Source organism: Pseudomonas sp. 05T35 (assembly GCF_056396605.1).
In genome coordinates this window covers 1-24,168 of the sequence record NZ_JBFTLU010000010.1, presented here as the reverse complement: position 1 = coordinate 24,168, position 24,168 = coordinate 1, and the positions used below count along the sequence as shown (strand labels likewise).

The following is a 24,168-nucleotide window of genomic DNA, read 5'->3' as shown; positions in this document are numbered from 1 at the left end:
GTGCTGTACAAACATCTGGTGGCACGCCATCCGAGCGACCTGCCGCATTATCGGCGCTTTGGTTACTTTTACCTCGGCGCGCTGGCCGTGGCCCTGCCGGCGTTTCTGCTGTTCGGCAAACAGAACTTCCTGCCGGAAGCGCCGCTGCAATGGGGCGTGCTGGTGTTCCTCGGACTGGTGTCCACCGCGTTGGGCCTGTACTGGTGGAACAAGGGCGCCTGCCTGGTCAGCGGCGGGACATTGGCGGTGATGAACAATTTGCATGTGCCGGTGGGGCTGCTGATCAACTTGCTGATCTGGAATCAGCATGAAGCGCTGGGGCGGCTGTTCCTGGGTGGCTCGGTGATTCTGGCAGCGGTGTGGATCAGTCGGTTGGGTGTTCGGCAAGTCGCAACGCCAGCGTAGGTGGAGAGTGGCTCCTAAGGGAGCTGCTGTTCTATTGGGGTTACGTTGACACCCGGACTTAAAAAATCGATGTGGTAGCCCGAAGAGCCATCTCCTATCGCCAAATGGACACCACTGATGCCCTCATTCATCTGGGAATTGACCTGGTAATTGATAGTGGACGCGATTGACTCATTCACCCCGATAGCGAACTCAGTCAGTTTTAGGCCGCGAGGACCCGCTGCGAGCTCAAGAAGATTTATGTGTTCAGCATTCTTCGTTTTAAAGGAAGTTATTGTGTTGTTCTCTACCGTGAGAAGCGCCTCTTCGTCTGCAATACGTTGTGTCAGTATTTGAAGTGATGCTTTCAGGTCTTCTGATAGCGCTGGATTGGTCCTCCTCAAGACAGTCAATATTCCTGATACTTTCAAGCTTCCGTGAAATGTAAATGGGCAGGGTTCTTGTGGTTTCATGTGGGCGTAATGAACTTCGAAAAATTCGGCCACGGATTGAATGAAGTTGTGGGTGATGTCTTCTTCAATCAGTGCATAAGGTGAGGCGTGCTTGTTAATGGTGACTACAGCATCGGCGTCATTACCTGAAAGCTGAAAGCTCCTGTAGCTGTTCAGCATGTTCAATGTTGCTCGCTGTGTCGTTAGTGCTTTCCTGAAGTCACTGCTTAATAGTAGTTTTAAGCTGTAAATCGCACTTGTAACAGATGGGTCAAATACTTGAGCTGCGCAGAAAATACTTTTTTTGATTTTGGTGTTTTTGGCGAGCTCGAAGGCACGTTTGGCAGCGTTATTGCTGAAAGAAAAAATAATGCTGTTTTTGGGTAGTGTTGTTATGTTTTTCAGGCTCAATGTCTTGAGCTCTAGCATTGAGCACTCATTCAGAAAAACTGGGGAGTCAGCGATTACTGCTACTTCATCTTGATCAAATAGCGTATGGATCATGTTTGACGTGGACATGGCTTGGTTCTCACTTGGGGCAATGGGCGCCAGGAGATTTCTTGGCGCCCATTGACGTTACTTAGTCTTCAGTGTGAGCCCATGCCAATGGAGCCCAGCCAAAATTGTCAGGGTCTGAGGTGATCCGGTTGAGTTTTTCATAATAGCTGTTCTGCTTATCCATAAGAGTTCATCCTTTATTTATTTTTCATTATTTAGCCTCCTTGAGGTGCTCAAGAAGTGCCTGCATTAGGTCATGGTTTTTTCTAGGGTTCAATTGATTTTAAGGTTATTGATAGAGTGATTTGGTATTTTGGGTGGGCTTTCTGGGCGCCTAAAGTTATTTGTGTAGGTTGTCTCTGTAGGCTTGTTCTGATTTTTGGAGAAGTTGAGTCTGATTGGTTGTGGGTGGACGTACTAAACAGGTAGGTTGGTTTTTGCCTGTTATGTATTGCTCGCTTGAATGGGGGCGTCCTACATCAATTATATAGAGAGCTGGCGATGTACCCTTCGAAGAAATACCTCACGGATGATTCTGTTCAGTCGGCATTGGCGTTGGCTGATCTTACCGAGTCAAGTGTCCCCGAACATGCCATACGGATATTGCTCATTGAAGTTGTCGAAGGGCTTGCTAAAAAAGGTTGGCCCAGCGCCGAGGTACAGACCGGTCCGCGTATTGTTTCTGCGGAGGAGAATTATGGTTTGTTGGGTTATGACCCTGCTGAAATCACGCTCGGTAGCGAACACACTCGCTGGGTCGACGACCATTCCTTATTACGTACGCAGACCACCAGTCAAATCCCGGCTGCGCTCCAGCGTGCGGCGCAGAGGCGGCAGCCGGACGAAATGATCCTGTTGGCTGCGCCCGGAATTACCTTTCGCCGTGACAGTCGTGATCGATGGCATTGTGCTGAACCCCATCAAATGGATATCTGGGTGCTGGGCGATCCGGAGCTTTCGACGCGTGAGCATTTATTGCGTTTGGTGGGYGATATCCTCCAGTTGGCAGTTCCTGACAAGCCCTGGATCCATCGCGACAGCCCACATCACTACACCGAAGGTGGAATCGAAGTAAATCTGCTAAATAATGACCTGCCCGTTGAGGTATTGGAGTGCGGTTGTATTGCTGCTTCGTTATTGAAGCGGTTACAGATTGATCCAACGAAGCATGGTGGACTGGCCTTGGGCATGGGATTGGATCGCTTGACCATGTTGCGCAAAGGTATTCCGGATATTCGTCTGCTTCGTGACCCCAATGCACGCGTACAAGCGCAGATGAATGACTTGAAACCGTGGAAAGCAGTATCACGCTTACCCTCAATTACCCGAGATATTTCCTTAGCGGTAACGCCAGGCCAAAGCGAAGAAGTATTGACCGAAAAGATGTTGCAGGCAGCCGGAGAGTGTTCAGGCTGGATCGAGGAAATGCAGATCAAAGGGCGCTGGCCTCTGGCGGAGTTGCCTCTTCAAGCGATTGAGCGTCTGGGGATTTTACCCGGGCAGGAGAATGTGCTTTTACGAGTAGTTCTGCGTGATAGTTCACGTTCGATAACCACTGCCGAGGCCAATGGTTTGTACGAGAGAATCCAATCGKCGCTGCACGAGGGAGTTCCTGGTGCGGGTTACAAAATGGATAGTCAGAAGCGCTAGGTTTGCTTCGCCCCTCGTAGGAGCAAAGCTTGCTCGCGATGAGCGATAACGCGGTTTACCCGATAGACCGCGGTGTCTGCATCGCGAGCAGGCTCGCTCCCACAGGGGGATATGTGCAGCTACATCGAGCGTTTTTCTGGCTCAGGGATGTGGCTCGCGCCGAGTACTGCCGGGAGTAATCCGGCCCTGAGATCCCCGCCGCTCGGCTGCTGATACAAACTCAAACCAAACTCCGGCAGCACTGCCAGCAGATAATCGAAGATATCGCCCTGGATCCGCTCGTAATCGGCCCATGCCGTGGTGCGAGTGAAGCAGTAGATTTCCAGTGGCACGCCCTGAGCAGTGGTTTGCATCTGGCGGACCATGCAGGTCATGTTCGGTTGAATTTCCGGATGACTCTTCAAATACGCCAACGCATAAGCGCGAAAGGTTCCAATGTTGGTCATCCGCCGGCGGTTGGCCGACATCGCCGCGACGTTGCCCTGGGCCTCGTTCCAGCTCTTGAGCTCGGCCTGTTTGCGGCTGATGTAATCGGTGAGCAAGCGCACCTGGGTCAGCTTCTGTTCTTCATCGTCATGGATGAAGCGCACGCCACTGGCGTCGATGAACAGGCTGCGCTTGATCCGTCGGCCGCCTGACTGCTGCATGCCGCGCCAGTTCTTGAACGATTCGGACATCAAGCRCCAGGTCGGGATCGAGACGATGGTCTTGTCGAAGTTCTGCACCTTGACCGTATGCAGGGTGATATCCACCACGTCGCCATCGGCGCCCACTTGCGGCATTTCGATCCAGTCGCCGACCCGCAGCATGTCGTTGCTGGTCAGTTGCACGCTGGCGACGAACGACAGCAGGGTGTCCTTGTAGACCAACAGAATCACTGCCGACATGGCGCCCAGACCCGACAGCAGCAACAGCGGCGAACGGTCGATCAGGGTCGCGACGATGATGATCGCGCCGAACACGAACAGCACCATTTTCGCTAACTGCACGTAGCCTTTGATCGAGCGCGTGCGGGCATGTTCGGTGCGTGCGTAGATGTCCAGCAAGGCGTTGAGCAGGGCGCTCAGGGCCAGCACCAAAAACAGGATGGTGAAGGACAGGGCGACGTTGCCGAGGAAATTCTGAATGGTTTTGCTCAGTTCCGGCACCAGGTTCAAACCGAACTGGATCACCAGCGACGGGGTCATTTGCGCCAGTCGATGGAACACTTTGTTTTGGAACAAATCGTTGAACCACTGCATCGCCGGTTGCCGGCCGAGCAATTTGACGGCGTGCAGCACCACATAGCGCGCCACTCGTCCGAGCAGCAAGGCGATCACCAACAACACCATCAGCGCCAGGCTGGAATGCAGAAGCGGGTGCTGGTCGAGAGCGCCCCAAAGGTCTTGGGTATTGAGCCAGAGCTGTTTGAGATCCATGGGTTAAAACGATTCTTCTGTGGGACGAGAGGGGGCGATTAGAGCATTTAAGACGCATCGAGTTACGTTCAGGGACAAATCCGCTAACAAAATCGCCATTGTTTGCGTCCGATTGCATAAAGAAACTCGGCCTTCGCGCTCGAAACCGTTACCCTATGCAGCTGATTTTTTGTATTTCTTCGAGGTAGCACCCGTGTTTTCCCAATTCGCCCTGCACGAACGCCTGCTCAAAGCCGTGGCCGAGCTTAAATTTGTCGAGCCAACGCCAGTGCAAGCAGCGGCTATCCCGCTCGCGCTCCAAGGGCGTGACCTGCGGGTGACTGCGCAAACCGGTAGCGGCAAAACCGCTGCATTCGTATTGCCGATCCTCAACCGTTTGATCGGCCCGGCCAAAGTCCGCGTCAGCATCAAGACCCTGATCCTGCTGCCGACCCGCGAGCTGGCCCAGCAGACCATCAAGGAAGTTGAACGCTTCGCGCAGTTCACGTTTATCAAGTCCGGCCTGATCACCGGCGGTGAAGACTTCAAGGTCCAGGCCGCCATGCTGCGCAAGGTGCCGGACATCCTGATCGGTACTCCGGGCCGGATGATCGAGCAACTGAACGCCGGCAACCTCGACTTGAAAGAAGTTGAAGTGCTGGTGCTCGACGAAGCCGACCGCATGCTCGACATGGGCTTTGCCGAAGACGTACAGCGTCTGGTCGACGAGTGCACCAATCGTCAGCAGACCATGCTGTTCTCCGCGACCACCGGTGGTTCGGGCCTGCGCGAGATGATCGCCAAGGTCCTGAACAACCCTGAGCACTTGCAGCTCAATGCCGTCAGCCAGTTGAACGACACCACCCGTCAGCAAATCATCACCGCTGACCACAACCAGCACAAAGAACAGATCGTTAACTGGTTGCTCGCCAACGAGACCTACCAGAAGGCCATCGTCTTCACCAACACCCGGGCCATGGCCGACCGTATCTACGGCCGTCTGGTGGCGCAGGAGTACAAGGCGTTCGTCTTGCACGGCGAGAAAGACCAGAAGGATCGCAAGCTGGCGATCGACCGTCTGAAGCAGGGCGGGGTCAAGATCCTCGTCGCCACCGACGTTGCGGCTCGCGGCCTGGACGTGGAAGGCCTGGACCTGGTGATCAACTTCGACATGCCACGCAGCGGCGACGAATACGTTCACCGTATCGGTCGTACCGGGCGTGCCGGCAACGATGGCCTGGCCATCTCGCTGATCTGCCACGGCGACTGGAACCTGATGTCGAGCATCGAGCGCTACCTCAAGCAGAGCTTCGAGCGCCGCACCATCAAGGAAGTCAAAGGCACCTACGGCGGACCGAAAAAGGTCAAGGCCTCGGGCAAAGCCGTTGGCGTGAAGAAGAAAAAGGTCGACGCCAAAGGCGACAAGAAAAAGACCGGCGCCAAGGCCCCGACCAAACGCAAGATTGCCAACCGCCCGAAGACCGACGCCCTGTCGCTGGTCAGCAAGGACGGCATGGCGCCGCTCAAGCGCCGCAAGCCGCAAGCGCCGGCCGCTGAATAACGCGCTTTGGCGATCCCATAAAAAACCCGGACAGTGTCCGGGTTTTTTCATTTTTGGCTTATGGCGATCTCGAGGTCGGGCCTCGCTCCTCGGACGCACTCAGCCAGAAACTCCACAGGCTTTTGAGACCATAAAATTCGAGCCGTGAAGGTGTGTGTCAATAAAGACATATTTCGCAACAAATCAGCGCCCGACTTATTGACGTCAGAATGATGGCAACTTAACATTGCGCCATCATATTGATATCACTTGTCGTCTCGAGGGATCGAACATGTACCTGCACACCCTCGGGAAGAGGTTGTGTGCGGCTTTGCCGTGTCTATTGCTGAGTTTCACCAGCGTAAACCTTGCCCACGCCGCACCCACCCCTGGTGAAACCGACCTGATCCGCGAACGTCAGGATCGCCTGCTCGAAGAGCAGCGCCGGCGTCTCGAAGAGCTCAAGGAACTGCCCGGTAAAGCGGCCAAACCGACGGCCCCTACAGCCCCAGCCGACACCCGCTGCTTCCCGATCAAAGACATCGACCTCAAAGGCGCCGACAGCCTTTCGGCCCGTGAACGCGAGCGTTTGCTCAAGCCTTACATCGATCAATGCCTGGGCGTCACTCAGCTCAACGAGCTGCTGAAAGTCATTACCGACAGCTACCTCGAGAAAGGTCTGGTGACCAGTCGTGCCTACTTGCCGCAGCAGGATTTGTCTGCCGGTCATTTGCAGGTGCTGGTGGTCGAGGGCAAGCTCGAAGGGATCAAAGGCGCGGAGGGCAGCAAGCTGTCGGACCGTGAGTTGTCCATGGCATTCCCTGGCAAGACCGGTGAGCTGGTCAACCTGCGCGAGATCGAGCAACTGGTCGATCAGTTGAACCGTTTGCCGTCGAATCAGGCACAGATGGAATTGGCCCCCGGTAAAGCCGTGGGCGGCAGCGAAGTGCGGGTCAAGAACACCCCGCAAAAGCCCTGGCGCGCCGGTTTGTCGCGCACTAACGAAGGCCAGCGCAGCACCGGCGAGCAGCAGTGGGGCACGACCTTTGACTGGGACAATCCGCTGGGGCTGGCGGATCAGTTGATGTTGCGCGGTGGTCACGACGCGGTAAGCGATCATAACCACACCTCGAGCAACGCCATGCTCGATTACAACCTGCCGTGGGGCTGGTGGAACTTCAATTACAGCTACAACCAGAGCGATTACAGCTCGCAGATTGCCGCCAATGGCTACAACTTCAAGCAGACCGGCGACAGCACGACTCACCAGTTCAAGGCCGAGCGCGTGATCTATCGCGATGCCGTGAGCAAGACGTCCTTGAGCGCCGGCGTGTCTCACATGCGGATTAACAATTTCATCGAAGGCAGCAAGCTGGCCCTGAGCAGCAACCATCTGAGCGAAGCGCAATTCGGGATCAACCACGGGCGGCGTGTCGGCTCGGCTTTCGTCAACCTCGACCTGGGCATGCAGAAAGGTATCGGCGCCTTCGATGCCCAGAGTAACGGTCATCCAGGCCCTGGGGACGCGGATGCGCGGTACCGCAAATACACCGGCACCCTGAGCTACTTGCAGCCGTTCAAGCTCTGGGGCGAGTCGTTGAGCTTCAGCAGTTTGATGACCGGCCAGCGCAGCGAGGACGTGCTGTTCAGCCCGCAGCGCACCAGCCTGGGCGGGTTGTCGTCGATCCGTGGTTACAAGGACCAGTCGTTGTCCGGTGACAGCGGTGGTTACTGGCGCAATGACCTGCGCTGGAGTCGCCCGGTGAACTGGGCATGGCTGCGTCCGGTGTTCGCTGAATACGGCACCAGCCTGGGCTACGACCAAGGCGTGATCAGTCATGGCCGCTACAACGGCGAGCAACATGGGCGGATGTCGAGTGACTCGATCGAGTTGTTTGCCAAGGGGCAGCATGTGTCCGCCAGCGTGACCTTCGCCCACTCCCTGGAGCGGCCGGATGCGTTGACCGAGCGCGAAGCTCCGATCTATTTCCGCGTGGATTTCTCCCTCTAACTTTCGTTTAGTCGAGACCTGAATATGGACGTTCGCCAACTGGCCTTTCTGGCCGGACAGCCTTCTGCTGCCGTGAATCCCCGTGAACGTTTCATGGGCATGCCGAAACGCGGCCTGGCGTTCCTGCTGGCCAACGTGATGTTCTGGCAACCGATGTGGGCGCAGGCGGACGGCATCGTGGTCAGCGCGCCGGGCACCAGCCTGGATCGCGCCGGCAATGGTGTGCCGATCGTCAACATCGCCACACCCAACGCGACGGGGCTCTCGCACAACCAGTTCCACGACTACAACGTCACCCTGCAGGGCTTGATCCTCAACAACGCTTCCACCCAGACCCAGCAAACCCAGATGGGCGGGATCATCGTCGGCAACCCGAACCTGAAAGGCAGCGGTCCGGCGCAAACCATCCTCAACGAAGTCAACGGCGGCAGCCCGAGCCAGTTGAATGGTTACACCGAAGTGGCGGGGCAGTCGGCGCGGGTGATCGTCGCCAACCCCTACGGCATCAGTTGCAACGGCTGCGGGTTTATCAACACCCCACGGGTGACTTTGACCACCGGCAAACCGGTGCTCGACAACGGTCGACTGGACCGCTTTCAGGTTGATCAGGGCAGCGTCTCCATCGACGGCACCGGGATCAACGCGAGCAACGTCGACCGTTTCGAAATCATCACCCGCAGCGCCAAGATCAACGCGCAGATCCAGGCAAATAACCTGACCATCGTTGCCGGTCGCAACGACGTCAACGCCGACACCCTCAACGCCACCGCCCGTGCAAACGACGGCAGTGCCAAGCCGGAACTGGCGATCGACTCCTCGGCGCTCGGTGGCATGTACGCCGGCGCGATCAAGCTGGTCGGCACCGAAGCCGGCGTCGGGGTGAAACTCGACGGCAAACTGATMGCCAGCGGTGGCGATATCCAGCTCGATGCCAACGGCCAACTGAGCCTGGCCGACACCTCGGCGGTCAATGGCGCAGTGAATATCAAAGCCGCCAGCCTCAATGCCCAAGGACCGATTTACGCCGGCAGCTCCCTCACGGTGCAAACCCAGGGCGACCTGAGCAACCAGCAAACCCTCGCCGCTCGCGACAGCATCAACCTGAGTGCCGGCGGCCAGTTGACCAACAACGGCATCATCGAAGCCGGGGTCAACGCCGACACCAGCCGCAATGCCAGCGGTGACGTGAACCTCAGCGCTCAGAACTTCAACAACAGCGGCAAAAGTGTCGTCGCCAGCCGCAACCTGACGGTCAACACCGCGCAAACCCTGACCAACCAAGGCGGCACTTTAAGTGCGAAACAAGGCGCGAGCATCAACGCCGGGACGCTGGATAATCAGAACAAGGGGCGGGTGCTGAGCACCGGCAGCCTGAACCTCAACGCCAACCAGTTGCTCAATGCCCAAGGCGGACTGGTGACCAGCAACGGCGAACTGCTCGCCAATGTGGGTGCACTGAGTAACAGCGCCGCTGAAATCTCCAGCCTTGCCGGGGTCAGCTTGAATGTCGGGTCCCTGGATAACGTCGCAGGACTGGTGTYGGCCGGCAGCACCCTGAATATCAACGCCAGCGGTGCCTTCAACAATCAGCGCGGTCGCCTGGCTGCCCAGCAGCGCCTGCAAGTGACGGCGGCGTCCCTGGATAACAGCCAGCAAGGCTCGATCATCAGCCAGGGCACTTTGGGCCTGACGGTTTTCGGTGCACTGGACAACCATCAAGCGGGCACGATCCAGAGCACCGGCAGCGCGGTGATCAACAGCGGCAGTCTGGATAACCATCAAGCCGGCGTGCTCACCGGCAGTAACGCTTTGAACCTGACCACTGGCCAGGTGGACAACAGCGAAGGCGGACGCATCGCCAGCGCCATGGCCCTGACCGCCAGTGTCAGCGGCCTGGACCAGCACAATCAGGGCCAATTGAGCGGCGCCACAGGCCTGACCCTGGACCTGAACAACGGTCTGCTCAACAACCAGAACGCCCTGATCACCACACCCGGCGCGCTGCTGCTGAAGAACCTGAATGCGGTGGTTAACCAGAGCGGTGAAATCTCCAGCAAACAAGGCTTCACGCTGGCGGCTGCCAGCCTGGACAACACGAGCGGCAAAGTCCTCAGCGAGCAAGCGCTGGTCCTGCGGATCGCCCGAGCCCTGGACAACACCGGAGCGCTGATTTCCGCCTCGGCCATCGATTTGCAGGCCGACAGCCTGAACAACCAGCTTGGCACGATGAACGCTGGCACAGGATTGAACCTGTTGCTCGCCGGCAGCCTGAACAACCAGGGTGGCAAACTGAGCGCCCGGGACATCACCCTGCAGGTGGCTGACCTGGATAACCGTCAGGGCCATCTGACCAGCGATAACAGTCTGACGCTGGGCAGTCAGGGCGCGATCAACAACGCCACGGGGTCGATGACCGCTGGCCAATTGCTGACGGTGCAAGGCGCCAGCCTCGACAACACCCAAGGCACACTGACGGGGAGTGCGGGGCTGACGGCGAAGATTGCCGGACAGCTGCTGAACCAGGCCGGGTTGCTGTCTTCGAACGGTCTGCTGACCTTGGGCAGTGCCAGTCTCGACAACCAGCTCAAGGGGCGGATCGTCAGCAAGGCCGATCTCAACCTGAGCACGGTCGGGTTGCTGGATAACYGTACCGGTAGCCTCAGCGCCGGTGGCGCGCTGACGCTCAATGCCAACCGGATGGACAACCGTCAGGCGGGTTCGCTGAGCGCTGCCCAAGGCCTGAACCTGACCATCKACAGCCTCGACAATCAGGGCGGCAACGTCTCCAGCCAACGCTACTTGAACCTGACGGGCACGACGCTGGACAACAGCCATGGCGGCCAACTGCTTGCCAATGGCGACATCGATCTGACCCTCGCCCAGCTCAATAACCAGCTTGGCGGTCAGCTGTCCGGTCAGGCCGRTTTACACCTCAAGGCTGCGCAACTGAACAACGGTGACGGAGGTAATCTCTACGCCAAAGGCAAGCTGGACCTGACACTGAGCGAGCAGTTGCTTAACACCCGCGGCACGCTCAAGGGCGATGGCGCGATCCTGCTCAGCGTCGGTAGCCTGAACAACGACAGCGGCAACCTTTCCAGCGTCAAGGACCTGAAGCTCACCAGTCTCGGCACCGTCAGCAACCTCGGCGGCACGCTGATCAGCGGCGATACGCTCGACCTGACTAGCGGCCAGCTCAACAACGGTGCCCAAGGCAGCATTTCCAGCAGCAAAGCCCTGACCGCAAGCGTCAGCGGCCTTGATCAGCAAAACGGCAAACTGTTCAGCAGCACCGACCTGAGTCTCGATCTGAATAACGGCCAGCTCAATAACCAGGGCGGTCTGATCAATGCCCCAGGCCAGTTATTGCTGAAAAACCTCAAGGGCGTAGCGAACCAGGGAGGCGAGATATCCAGCGATCAGGGATTCACGTTGGCGGCGCAAACGCTCGACAACACCGATGGCACGATTGGCAGTCATCAGGCGCTGATCCTGCGTGTCGACCAGACCTTGAACAACCTCCGGGGGCTGGTGTCGGCCAATGGGCTGGATGTCCGAGCCGCTAGCGTCGACAACAGCGCTGGCAAGATCGGCAGCGATTCGGACCTGACCGTGAATGTCGAGGGCGGAGTCACCAACCTCAATGGCTCGGTATCCAGTGCCGGGATCTCGACCTTCAAGGCCGCGAGTCTGGACAATACCAAAGGCCAACTGACGGGTGACCTTGGGCTGAGCATCGACCTGAGCGGCGCCCTGAATAATCAGGGCGGCAAGCTCGGTTCCGGCAAGGCACTGAGCCTGACTGTCGACAGCCTCGACAACCGTGCGGCGGGAATGCTGCTGGCCGTCGATGGCAGCCTGACGGGGAAAATTGCAGGAGCGTTCGATAATCGGGAGCTGGGAAAACTAAGAGCCACCGGCAGCATCGACCTGACCACCGGCAGCCTGGATAACCGTGGCGGCAGCCTGGCCGGCAAGGACCGGCTGACCTTGCGCAGCAATTCGGCAGATAACCGCGGTGGGCTGATCGAAGCTGACAAGGACCTGAGTCTGCTCGTCGGGCAACTGGATAACCGCGACAAAGGCGTGCTGACCGGCAAGGCCGCGATCAGCTACGAAGGCTCGCAGTTGGACAACAGCGGTGGCCTGCTCAGTGCAGTCGGTCCCGTGACGCTCAAGGCCCGGGACATCACCAACACCAAAGGCCGGATAGCCAGTCAGACTGACCTGACCGCTACCCTCGACACCTTGAACCAGCAGGGTGGTGAGTTGGTCGCCCAGGGCAGTTTGTTGCTGACCGGCAAGACCCTCGACAACCGCAACGGCGGTCTGGTGGGCAGCACCAACGCGCTGACCGTCAATGTCGATCAGATCGACAACCGCGCCGGAGAAATCTCCAGCACCGACAGCAGCGTGAACCTCACCGGTCAGCGTCTGGACAACAGCGACGGCGGCAAACTGCTGTCCGCGACCGACCTGCAGTTGACGGTGGCGCAACTGATCAACCAGAACACGGGCAAGCTGTTCGCCAAGGGCAGCGCTCGCCTGGCCGGCACCACGCTCGACAACAGTAGCGGTAGTTTCTCCGGCCTCAAGGGCCTGGATATTCGTCTTGATGGGGCGCTGCTCAATAACGCCGGGTTGCTCAGCGGCGAAGGCGGATTCACCCTCAACGCCGCCACGCTGGATAACACCGCAGGCAAGCTCAGCAGCGCTGGCGCTCTATCGGTCACCAGCCTGGGGGCGTTGCTCAACCAGGGTGGTTCGATCATCACCGATCAGGGTTTGACCCTGGCCAGCTCCAGCCTCGATAACAGCCAGCAAGGCCTGATCAACGGCAAGGGCGCCACCCGTGTCACCACCGGTATTTTGAACAACAGCCAGGGCGGCCATCTCACCGGCGACGACACGCTGGACCTGACCGCAACCCAGGTCAGCAACGGCGGCACCGGCCGCATTGCCAGCGAAAAAAACCTGACGGCAAGCGTCACCGGCCTGGATCAACAAGGCGGCGAACTCTTCAGCAAAACCCGTCTGGACCTGGACCTGAACAACGGCCAACTGAACAACCAAAACGGCCTGATCAATGGGCCCGTGCTGGTGCTCAAGAACCTCAAGGACATCGCCAACCAGAACGGCGAAATCTCCAGCGCCCAAGCCTTCACCGTCGCCGCGCAAAATCTCGACAACAGCGCTGGCAAGCTCCTGAGCAACCAGGGCCTGACCCTGCGTATCGCGCAGACCCTGAACAACCTTAACGGGCTGATTTCGGCTGCGTCCCTCAACAGCCGAAGTGCCAGCCTGGACAACAGCCATGGCCTGATCAGCAGCGCTGGCGACATTGATCTGGGCGTGACCGGGTCCTTCACCAATCAGAGCGGCACCCTGATCGGCGATGGGGCGGTGCTGTTGGCGGCCAACAGCTTCGACAACAGCAACGGCTCGGTCGCCGGCAAGGCCGATGTGTCGGCAACCGTCACTACCCTCAATAACCAGAACGGACAACTGATCGCCAGTGGTGCCCTGAGCCTGACCAGCAGCACGCTCGACAACCGCCAGAATGGCCTGGTAGGCGCTACAAAAGCGCTGAAACTCAATGTCGGTGATATCGACAACCGTGGCGGCGAACTCTCCAGCAGCGCCGACATCAGCCTGACCGGCAATCGTCTGGACAACAGCGACAGCGGTCAGATCATCGCGGCCATGGGCTTGACCATGACCCTCGGCCAGGTGCTCAACCGTAATCAGGGCCTGATCAACGGCAAGGCCGGGTTAACCCTGGATGGCCAGACCCTGGACAACAGCGCTGGCCACCTGCTCAGCGGGCAAGATGCCCGGCTGGGCCTGAGCGGCGACCTGACGAACAATCAGGGCCAGATCAGCAGCGAAGGCCAACTCACCGTCAACAGCGCCAACCTGAGCAACACCGGTGGCAGCTTGTCGAGTGCCGGCGCGTTGAAGGTCAATGTCAGCGGTGCGCTCGGCAACCAGGGCGGGCAACTGGTCAGTGACCGCAGCGTCGACCTGACCAGCGTCAGCCTCGACAACCGTCAACAAGGCGTGATCAGCGGCAAGGGCCCGGTGGGCGTGACCACCGGCGCCTTCGACAACAGCCAGAACGGTCGCCTGAACAGTGGCGACAGCCTGAGCCTCACGGCCGGTCAGGTCACCAACCAGAACGGTGGCAGCATCGGCAGCGCCAAGGCACTGACGGCCAGCGTCACCGGCCTCGACCAGATGGGCGGCAAACTTTTCAGCAACACCAGTCTCGTCCTGGACCTGCATCAAGGTCAGCTGAATAACCAGAACGGCCTGATCAATGCCCCGTCGCTAGTGCTCAATAACCTCAAGGGCGTTAACAACCAGGGCGGCGAAATCTCCAGCGCCCAGGCCTTTGGCCTCGCCGCCGACAGCCTCGACAACAGCAACGGCAAACTCCTCAGCAACCAGGCCGTGACCCTGCGGATCAATCAGGCCTTGACCAACCTCAAGGGCCAGATTGCCGCAGCGGCCCTCGACGTCCGCGCCGCCAGCCTGGATAACACTGACGGCACCCTGAACAGTCGCAGCGACCTGACCCTGAATGTCGCGGGTCTGCTGAGCAACCAGAACAAAGGCCTGATCAACGCGGCACAAAACCTGACGCTGACCAGCGCCGACCTGAACAACCAGGGTGGCATCCTGCTCGGTGGCAGTGCCGTGACCCTGAATGCGATGGCGCTGAACAACAGCGCCAACGGCCTGATCAACAGCCAGGGCGGCTTGACCCTGACCGCCAACAGCCTGGACTCCAGCAATGGCGGTGAGGTCTCGGCGAAAGGTGACATATCACTGACCCTGGGAGCCCTGACCCAAAACGGCGGGCGTTTGCTGAGCGATGCCGGGATCACGCTTGACCTGAGCGGTAGCGACCTGAACAACCAGAGCGGCTTGATCACCGCCAAAGGCCCGCTGACCATCAGCCGCCTGCGCGACCTGAACAACCAGAGTGGCGAAGTCTCCAGCAGCCAAAGCTTCACCCTCGCTGGGCGCACCTTCGATAACAGCGGCGGCAAACTGATCAGCAACAACCTGCTCAGCCTCAACGCTGGCAATCTGCTCAACCAGAATGGCCTGATCTCCGGTTGGCAGGGCCTCGACGTCAACAGCGCCAGCCTCGACAACCGCAACAACGGCACGCTCTCCAGCCGCAGCGGCAACCTCGGCGTGACCTTGAGCGGCGCCTTGCTCAACGGCGGTGCCGGCGCGCTTGTCAGCCAGAAGGCGCTCACCGTCAACGCGGCGAGCCTCGACAACAGCGGCGGCATTCTGTCCAGCGGCGCCGGCCAGACCCTGACCGTCAGCGGCCTGCTGAACAACGGCCAGAACGGCCTGATCGACAGCGGCGCGGCGCTCACCGTGCAAGCCATGACCCTCGGCAACACAGCGGGCGTGATCAACGCGCAACAGAACCTGAGCTTCACTGGCAGCACGCTGGACAACAGCGCCGGCAGCCTGGTCAGTAACGGTGCGCTCACCCTCGACCTGCTTGGCGCATTGACCAACACCAACGGCAAACTCGCCAGCGCCGGTCCGCTGGTGATCCAGCGCAGCAGCCAGATCAACAACCAGGGCGGTCAACTGGCCAGCCAAGGCCTGATGACCCTGCTCACCGGCAGCCTCGACAACCGCAATCGCGGCACCATCGCGAGCAACAACAACCTCGTCATCAACACCTCCGGCGCCGTCCAGAACAACGGCGACGGACTGATCTACAGCCAGAACGGCAACCTGCAACTCACCGCCGCGAGCCTGGCCAACGCCAAAGGCACCGTGCAAAGCCTGGGCGCGATGAACCTGGCCGTGGCCGGCGATATCGACAATCAGAGCGGTCGGCTCCTGGCCCAGAACGGTGACCTTAGCGTCAGCGCCAACAATCTGGACAACCGCGGCGGCACCCTCGCCAGCGTCAAGGGCGCACTCGAAGCGCGCATCGTCGGCGTGTTGAAAAATGGTTACGACCTGACCAACAACCGTCAGGGCGGCATCGTTCAGGCACAGCGGCTGAACCTCAGCGCATTGGGCGGCATCGATAACTACGGCGGCCGCATCTCGGCGCAAAGCGGCGATGCAATCATCGCCACCCGCGACTTCGACAACCGCAATGGCGGCCTCTACGCCAAAGGCCGGGTCAGCGTCACCGGCAACAACTTCGACAACAGTGGCGACAACGACGGCCAGATCGCCGGCAACGGAATCGACCTGAACCTCAGCGGCGCCCTGAACAACCGCCTGGGCATCATCGAGAGCGACAGCACCCTGAGCGTGCGCGCCGCCAGCCTCGACAACCAGACCGGCCAGTTGCGTGCCTTGGGCACCAGCGGCAAGACCGACTTCCAGATCGGCGGTTTGTTTGATAACCGCAACGGCACACTGGAAACCGCCAACAGTGACCTGACGCTCAACGCCGCAGGCTTCCTGAACCAGGGCGGTAGCTTGTTGCACGTGGGCACCGGCACGTTCGATATCTCCACGGCCAACGTGACGGGGGCCGGAGGTTCCATCGTGACCCGTGGTGGGCTGACTCTCAACGCCGACTCGTTGACCAACAGCAGCGTGATCCAGGCTGGGCGCCTGACCGTCAACGTCAACAACCTGTACCAGACCGGCAGTGGGCAATTGCTGGCTTCCACCAGTCTGGTGGGTAACGGGGGGAACTGGAACAACGATGGTTTGATTGCCAGTGATGGCAGCATGAGTTTGGCGCTGGGCGGCAACTATAGCGGCAATGGCAGGATCAGCAGCCTGGGCAATCTCGGGCTGACAGTCGCCTCGATGACTCTGGGCGGTGCGGGCAGCATTGCCAGTGGTGGAGACGCCACGATCAATGTCGGCGGCCAACTCAACAACTATGGGCGGATGACGTCTGCCACCGGGATGACGGTCAATGCCGGGTCAATCAACAACTACGGGACCTTGGGCAGCAGTGGCAATTTGCGTCTGAGTACGTCCAGCTTGCTGAATCAAAATGGTTTGATCTTCAGCGGTGGTGACATGGCATTGCGGGTGAATGACTTCACTAACCGTTATGCGGACGTGTACAGCCTCGGCAATATCAGCATCGCCAGGGATGACGGTAATGGTTTGAGTTCTTCGATTAACAACATTTCTGCAACGCTTGAAAGTGCCGGTGATTTGAGTCTGACGGCGGATCATATCGAGAATCGCAAGGATGTATTCCAGACGACTGGGGGGTTGGTTTCGGGGTATATCGGGGTGCAGTGCTACTCCTGCTCTGCATTCGATTTCTCCCAAGTCGATACTCATCTGGTCTGGGTGGAAAACTATCACTCTCAGATCGTTCAGGACTCGGTATCAGCGAGCATGACGGCAGGACGAAACTTTCTGGCCAGCGGCCGGGAGTTTCTCAATCAAGCCTCGACGATTAGCGCTGGCAACAACCTGACCATGAACCAGCAGACGTTTACCAACCAGGGCGCGTCTGTAGGTGATTACAGTGTGCGGCGTTCGTTTGATCCCGGCTCGGATGCTATGCAGAGTTTGGGTTATTGGCACTCATTGATGGACTACAACGCCGCGAATGACCCTTCCTATGACTCTGGAATTTTGGGTCATGCAGAGTCAGGTGGTGGTGGGCCATTTACTCACCCTAATTTACATCTCTGGACCAGCGACAATGTCGAATCCCTGGTCCGTGTACTGGAAAAAAGTGGAGGTCGCGGGGATAACCCGTGGATCCGCTTTGGTCCGATAAATGTTAGTTATGGTGGCGGCTATGAGATTTTTACCTCGCCTCACTACAGTAGCGATGCCGTACGAGCACAGGCGCCGGTCGCGGTTCAGAACGCCACCTTCTTCGACAACACGCTTATTCAGAGCAGTCCGTCCAGCTCTGCCAGCGCCATCGTGCAGGCAGGTGGTACGGTCAACATCACCGCTTCGCAGAATCTCACCAACAGCGTGGTTCGCTCAGGCATAGCGCTTGGTGGCGGAGCATCGCGCGTCGGCTCGACGCAACTCGGCGGCCAGTCCGCACCCACCGTAGTTACCTTCAATGCTCAGTTGCCGCCAAACCTTGCCCAGCAGCAAGTCAACCCGCTGACATTACCCGGCTTTACCCTGCCTACCGGCCAGAATGGCTTGTTCCGTCTGAGTGGTCAGGGCACTAACGCGGCGGCAGTTACTACGACTGACGGCGGTCCGCAAAGCTGGACCATGGGCAGCGCCTCGGTCAGCACCGCTCAGCGTCAACAAAACCTGCCGGATGTTCAGGCGCGTAGCGTCCAGATCGGTGATATCGCCCAAGTCGCCTCCAGCGACCGGCAACTGACCCGGATCACCCGTCAGGTCACCGACAGCAACATGGGTGCCAGCACGATCAATGTCAGTGCTCCCGCCGACAATGGCGGCACCCTGCTGTTACCCGGCCATGACAGTAATGGTGGAGCGATCACCCAGGTAGGTGTCGTGCATGTCGATGGCGCCAGCCATAGCGCGCTCGCTACCGGTCCGGACCTGAGCGTGCCAACACTGCCGCTCAACCCACGTGACCCATTGGCCACCGTGACCTCTCCTGTGGTCGGGCCTCTTGTGCCGCCCGTGAATACTCAACCCGGTGCCCCGACTACCGTCCCCGGTGCGGTCACCGCACCGACCGCCAGCACTCCGCTGATCGCTACCCCTGCGGCCAGTCAGACCGTGGCCCGGGTCCAGGGTCTGCCGGACACCTCGTTCAAGTCTAATCCGCAGAAATACCTGATCGAAACCAACCCGGTGCTCACCGACCTCAAGCAGTTCATGAGTTCGGACTACCTGCTGGCGAACCTCGGCTACGACCCGGATAAAAGCGCCAAGCGTCTGGGCGATGGCCTCTACGAGCAGAAGCTGATTCAACAAGCGGTGGTCGCGCGAACCGGCCAACGCTTCATCGACGGCCAGACCTCGGACGCCGCGCTGTTCAAGTACCTGATGAACAACGCAGTCACCAGTAAAAACCAACTTAACCTGTCACTGGGTGTAAGCCTGACTTCCGAACAGGTCGCGGCCCTGACCCACGACATCGTCTGGATGGAAAACGCCACGGTCAATGGCGAGCAAGTGTTGGTGCCGGTGTTGTACCTGGCCAACGCCAACAACCGCCTGGCGGCCAACGGCGCACTGATCCAGGGTAACGATGTCAATCTGATCGCTGGCAAGGACCTGAACAACGCCGGCACCTTGCGCGCCAGCAATAACTTGTCGGCTGTCGCCGGCAATGACCTGGTCAACAGCGGTCTGGTGGAGGCCGGTAATCGTCTTGACCTGTTGGCGGGTAACAACATCGTCAACAAGGCTGGCGGCATCATCGCCGGGCGTGACGTCAACCTGACCGCGCTCAAGGGTGACGTGGTCAACGAACGAACAATCACCACGGCCAAAGCCAGCAATGGCTACATGAGTACCAGCAACGACTACGCCAACAGCGCTGCTCGTATCGAGGCCGCCAACGATCTCACGCTCCAGGCTGGCCGCGATGTCATCAACACTGGTGGCGTATTGCAAAGCGGTCGCGACACCCAGATCAACGCGGGGCGTGACGTGAATCTGGTGTCCGCCCAGACCGACAGCAAGCTCGCTGGCGGCAGCAGTTTTCTCGACGAGAAAATCACCCAGCTGACCGGTTCCCTCAGCGCRGGACGCGACGTTTCCGTCAGCGCCGGTCGTGATATCTCTGCCATTGCCAGTCAGATCGATGCCAAGCGTGACATTGCAATGTCGGCCACGGAAAACCTGACCCTGGCCTCGGCGGCAGACGAAAGTCACTTTTACTCCAAGGACCGCCACGTCACCGAGCAGCGGGATCATGTCGGCCAGATTGCAACCACTCTCACCGCTGGCGGCAATGTTGCGCTGAGCGCGGGTAAGGACCTGACGCTCATTTCCAGCCGCATCAACGCTGGCGACGAAGCGTATCTGGTGGCGGGCGACAAGCTTGAACTGCTGGCGGCACAGGACAGCGATTACTCGCTGTACGACAAAAAAGATAAGGGTAGTTGGGGGAGTACAAATACCCGGAAGGACGAAATAACCAAAGTCACCAATGTCGGTAGTCAGATTACAACCGGTGGCGACCTGGCCTTGGTGAGCGGTGGCGATCAACGCTACCAAGTGGCGAAGCTCGAAAGCGGCAATAACCTGACCCTGCAAAGTGGTGGCGCCATCACCTTCGAGGGTGTGAAGGACCTGGACAAGGAGAGCCACGAAAAGAACGACAGCGATCTGGCCTGGACCTCCATGTCAGGTAAAGGCCACACGGATGAAACCCTGCGTCAGAGCCAACTGACCGCCCAGGGCAATCTAGTGATCAAAGCCGTCGACGGCCTGCATATCGACGTCAAGCAGATCGACCAGAAGACCGTTAGCCAGACCATTGACGCAATGGTCAAGGCCGACCCGCAACTGGCTTGGCTCAAGGACGCCGAGAAGCGTGGGGATGTGGATTGGCGGCAGGTTAAGGAGATGCACGAGTCCTTCAAGTACAGCCATTCCGGGCTGGGCCAAGGGGCGATGCTGGCGATCATTATTATTGTCACAGTGTTGACGGCGGGTGCTGCGAGTGCGGCGGTGGGGACTGCGGCGAGTGCGACGGCGGGCTCTGGAACTGCGATGGCCGCTGCAACTACGTCTGAGGCTATTGCGGCGGGGGCGGAGTTTACGGCGGCAGGTTGGGGCAATGTGATGGCTTCGGCTGCGCTGACCTCGATGGCCAGTACCGGTGCCGTCRGTTTGATCAACAACAAGGGGAACCTGGGCGCAACTCTGAAGGGCATGACCTCATCGTCCAGCCTGAAAGGATATGCGCTGGCGGGAATCACGGCCGGGATAGGCTACACGATGCCTTACAACCCTGCGGTGTTCAGTGTGAACACCCTTGAAAAGGCCGCTGTTACGTCAGTTGCCGACGCAGCGGCGAAAACTGTCATTGAAGGCGGGAGCCTGAAAGACAATTTGGGCAATGCATTGCTCAGCGCCGCTGAAAGCACGCTGCAAGCTATCGCATTCAATGCTGTGGGTAACCTTACGGAAGGAAAGTCTGCGGATGGTAGTCCGGAGAAAATTGCGCTTCATGCTTTAGTGGGTGGGCTGCTCAGCGAAGCTGAAGGCGGAAAATTTGAAACAGGAGCTTTGGCGGCGGGCGCCAACGAGGCATTACTGCCTTATTTGGTTAAGGCTGCGGGTCAGAATCCGAAACTGTTAGTAGCGTTCTCGCAGATCGTTGGGGTGGTAGCCGCTGGAGCCGTGAACGGTAATCTTCAGCAAGGCTCTGACATTGCAGGAAGCGCAACCACTTTCAATTTTCTCAATCATCACCAAGTGGATAACCTTGTAAAGGCTTTGGCCGTTTGTGATGGAAAGACTGGTGCCGCTGCCGCAGGATGCAGGGCTGACGTTGCGGTTCAATACCAAACCATTAGCAACGCGAAAACGGGGATTGCCGTATTAGGCTGTTCATTCGAAGAGTGCAGCCCTCAGTACGATGCTGTTAAAGGGGGCAGCGATGCACTGGATCAAGCCGTTCAAAGTAACCCGCAGGGACTGAGTAAAGAAAGTCTCGAAATCTTGCAGGGGTTTCAGGATTCCAATCAAAGCGATTATGATTTGGCGCAGCATAAGGCGGTGCTAGGAAACAATCAGCAGGTCACGGGAGCAGTATTAAGTGGTGGTTTTGGAGGCGCGACAGCTGCTTCTAAAGGTGTTGCTGCAGTAGAAGGAGCAGAGGGCTCAGCGGTAACGGGAGCTGCAAACGGTGCAAAAGAAATACCTAAGGAATTAGGTAAAGTGTCTTTTGATGCAGCTAATGGTGTGGGAACCATCTACTCTCCAAGAGTCACCATGAGCGGAAGTGAAATAACATTCGATGAGTTTGCGATAGGGACTTCGAAAGGATTCATTGGCGTTGGTGCTGATGGGGCCGCTGAGTTAGCAGGGCCACTGAAGAAAATGCTTGCTTATGCTCAGTCCCAGGGTGCAGAAAAAATCACTCTGACAGGTCGCTATGCATCCCCAGAAGGTTCTATGCTTGGGACCGGTAGTTTTGATAATGTAAATCAGAGTTTTTCCTTTAGCTTTCCAGCGACTAAGGATGGCTTGAGGGGGTTTTTAAAAGGGGTTGGACAATGAAGATTCGTCGAACACTTGAAAAAAGGATGAAAGATGTTGAAGCCTCAGGTCGAGGGCGCTTTCATGAGGAAGCTGAAGAGGGTGAAATTTTATTTTCTACTGGTATAGAGGGTGGAAGGTTAGATGTATATGTTGACGGCTTCTCCTTTAGGAATAATGAAGTTGTGAATAAGGTGTTGTTTGCTGATATTTCTAGTATTGAAAGTCACCTGAGTGTAGAGCTGTTTTCGAATGCGAGTCGCTCGGGGGATGTTGATTTTTACGTTCCATTAGATGTGAAATGTGGCTTGTCTCATTTTGCGCTATTTTTACCATTCTTGACTTACTCTAATGTTATGAATATTTTGGTTGGACTTAGAGAGGATTGGGTGAGGCAGATATCTCCTGAAGGATAGTTGGTGCAAAAGGAGGATTGGGGAGAATTGATCCACCCATTCCAAAGCAGAATAGGGGACAGACCCTGGCTCCATGGAAGGAGGTTGCTCATGCCCAGGATGGGACGCATTGTTTTGCCGAACTACCCGCATCACGTTGTCCAACGCGGTCATAACCGTCAGGTGGTGTTTGCTGCTGCCGAGGACTATCAGCGTTATCTTGCCGACCTTCGGGAGCTTAAGGAGGCATTTGGGGTAAGGGTGTATGCCTACTGCCTGATGACCAATCATGTCCATTTGCTGTTGGCGCCAAGCGAATCGGTGGCAGGCCTCGGGCAGCTAATGAAGGCGCTGGCGGCGCGTGCCACTCGGTACCGTAACCGGTTGGAAGGCCGTACCGGTACGCTGTGGGAGAGTCGGCGAAAAGGGGACCGGCGAAAAGGGGACAGATTTATTTATTGATGAATGATCTTGGTCGTCGAACATAAATCTGTCCCCTTTTTGTTTTTATAATGAGACTGCTCGTGATAAAAAATAGAAATCCCATTTTGCTGTTAATAAAGTTCACCGGCCTGCTTTTTGTGGTGCTCTCGATATGGGGCATTATTTCGTTATTAGTAGTGCTTCCAATTGCTGCTGGTCTGGATGCTGATTTCAATGAGGTTTTCAAAATGCTAGGCGTGCCGTTCACATTGGTCATGACATTCTTATGGTTTTACCGAAATTACACTCTGGTGAAAGAAATGATGGGCCGTTGAGGGAAAGAGGAAAAGGGGACTGCTCCTGAGGGATCCCCACAAATCTACTCCAACATCTGCGCCTGTTGATGTACTTCCTCTCAAATAAATCGTACCCCGCGACGAGGTTCATAGTTTTCGCGGGGTACGGCGTTGAGCACCATCGTTTTGCAAGATTTTGCACGCAAAGCCTGAGGCTCAGTTGCTCCTTCCTCGAAAGCATCAAAAGGGGGCAGATTTATTTATTGATAAACGATTTTGGTTGTCGAAAATAAATCTGTCCCCTTTTTTTAAAGCAGTGGATTAGAGAGCGTACGCACATTGAGCAGGTGGATTAAGTAATGGGTAATTTCATACATGTTGTTTTGTCGTGCTTACCTTTGAGTATTGAAAGTATTTTTTGGGATGGTGATAGCCTGTTGTTGTCTTCAGGGGGGTGGTACTTCAGAACTGAAAGCGCATGGCGTGTATCTAGAGAGGGGGAAATGCAGTTTGCTTGTTGGGATGAGGATGCCGGTGATTTGATTAACGGGCTGGCAGGGTTGTCTGTGGTAGGAGTCGATTGGGTTATAGGTGGTCAACCGATCGACCCATCTATGAAGTTGTCAGATGGTCGTAAACTCGATGTGTTCTGCTCAACGTCTATTGAGCCGTGGGTTATGAGTCTTCCGGATGGCAGTATTTATGTAGGTAATTCGTAGGTGTCAAAGGTATTGAAAATACTCCAGGGAAGCACGTACTAAGCGAAAAGGGGGCAGTCGTCGAAAGCAAGGAAAAGGGGACAGATTTATTTTTCGCTGATTTGCTAGGCTGAAMGCTCCATGGAAGGAGGTTGCTCATGCCCAGGATGGGACGCATTGTTTTGCCGAACTACCCGCATCACGTTGTCCAACGCGGTCATAACCGTCAGGTGGTGTTTGCTGCTGCCGAGGACTATCAGCGTTATCTTGCCGACCTTCGGGAGC

10 protein-coding genes and 2 pseudogenes are annotated in these 24,168 nt (G+C 57.5%); 10 read left to right on the top strand and 2 right to left on the bottom strand.

Annotated elements, in window-relative coordinates:
* Positions 1–405: EamA family transporter (locus tag AC1DH9_RS01430; protein ID WP_477807692.1), on the top strand; the 405-nt coding region annotated here is incomplete at its 5' end.
* A 14-nt stretch (positions 406–419) separates the two neighbouring features.
* Here the strand turns inward: AC1DH9_RS01430 and AC1DH9_RS01425 are convergent.
* Complete coding sequence (locus AC1DH9_RS01425) at positions 420–1,355, bottom strand: CgnE/CgnB domain-containing protein (RefSeq protein WP_427540655.1); 936 nt, start codon at positions 1,353–1,355, stop codon at positions 420–422.
* Positions 1,356–1,835: 480 nt separating this feature from the next.
* Between AC1DH9_RS01425 and srmL the strand changes: the two genes are divergently transcribed.
* Positions 1,836–2,984, top strand: coding sequence for a PheS-related mystery ligase SrmL (gene srmL / locus AC1DH9_RS01420; RefSeq protein WP_477807691.1), 1,149 nt, complete (start codon positions 1,836–1,838; stop codon positions 2,982–2,984).
* A 119-nt stretch (positions 2,985–3,103) separates the two neighbouring features.
* Here the strand turns inward: srmL and AC1DH9_RS01415 are convergent, their stop codons facing one another.
* Positions 3,104–4,402, bottom strand: a complete 1,299-nt coding sequence (locus AC1DH9_RS01415; RefSeq protein ID WP_477807690.1) for a mechanosensitive ion channel family protein — start codon at positions 4,400–4,402, stop codon at positions 3,104–3,106.
* A 193-nt stretch (positions 4,403–4,595) separates the two neighbouring features.
* Between AC1DH9_RS01415 and AC1DH9_RS01410 the strand changes: the two genes are divergently transcribed.
* From AC1DH9_RS01410 to AC1DH9_RS01375, 8 genes and pseudogenes are all read left to right on the top strand, one after another.
* Positions 4,596–5,942, top strand: coding sequence for a DEAD/DEAH box helicase (locus AC1DH9_RS01410; protein ID WP_019692457.1), 1,347 nt, complete (start codon positions 4,596–4,598; stop codon positions 5,940–5,942).
* 271 nt (positions 5,943–6,213) lie between these two features.
* Positions 6,214–7,932, top strand: a complete 1,719-nt coding sequence (locus AC1DH9_RS01405; RefSeq protein WP_427540664.1) for a ShlB/FhaC/HecB family hemolysin secretion/activation protein — start codon at positions 6,214–6,216, stop codon at positions 7,930–7,932.
* A gap of 24 nt (positions 7,933–7,956) precedes the next feature.
* Positions 7,957–22,092, top strand: coding sequence for a two-partner secretion domain-containing protein (locus AC1DH9_RS01400; RefSeq protein ID WP_477807689.1), 14,136 nt, complete (start codon positions 7,957–7,959; stop codon positions 22,090–22,092).
* Positions 22,089–22,487 (top strand): hypothetical protein, encoded by a 399-nt coding sequence (locus AC1DH9_RS01395; RefSeq protein WP_427540670.1) that lies wholly within the window; start codon positions 22,089–22,091, stop codon positions 22,485–22,487. Before AC1DH9_RS01400 ends, AC1DH9_RS01395 begins: the two co-directional genes overlap by 4 nt.
* A gap of 90 nt (positions 22,488–22,577) precedes the next feature.
* A pseudogene (locus tag AC1DH9_RS01390) lies at positions 22,578–22,922 on the top strand (transposase); the annotation flags it as partial.
* Positions 22,923–22,990: 68 nt separating this feature from the next.
* Positions 22,991–23,224: a hypothetical protein gene (locus AC1DH9_RS01385; RefSeq protein WP_427540673.1), complete on the top strand. Its 234-nt coding sequence runs from the start codon at positions 22,991–22,993 to the stop codon at positions 23,222–23,224.
* 320 nt (positions 23,225–23,544) lie between these two features.
* Positions 23,545–23,904 (top strand): hypothetical protein, encoded by a 360-nt coding sequence (locus AC1DH9_RS01380; RefSeq protein ID WP_427540676.1) that lies wholly within the window; start codon positions 23,545–23,547, stop codon positions 23,902–23,904.
* Between the two features lie 137 nt (positions 23,905–24,041).
* Positions 24,042–24,168, top strand: a pseudogene (locus AC1DH9_RS01375) (transposase); the annotation flags it as partial.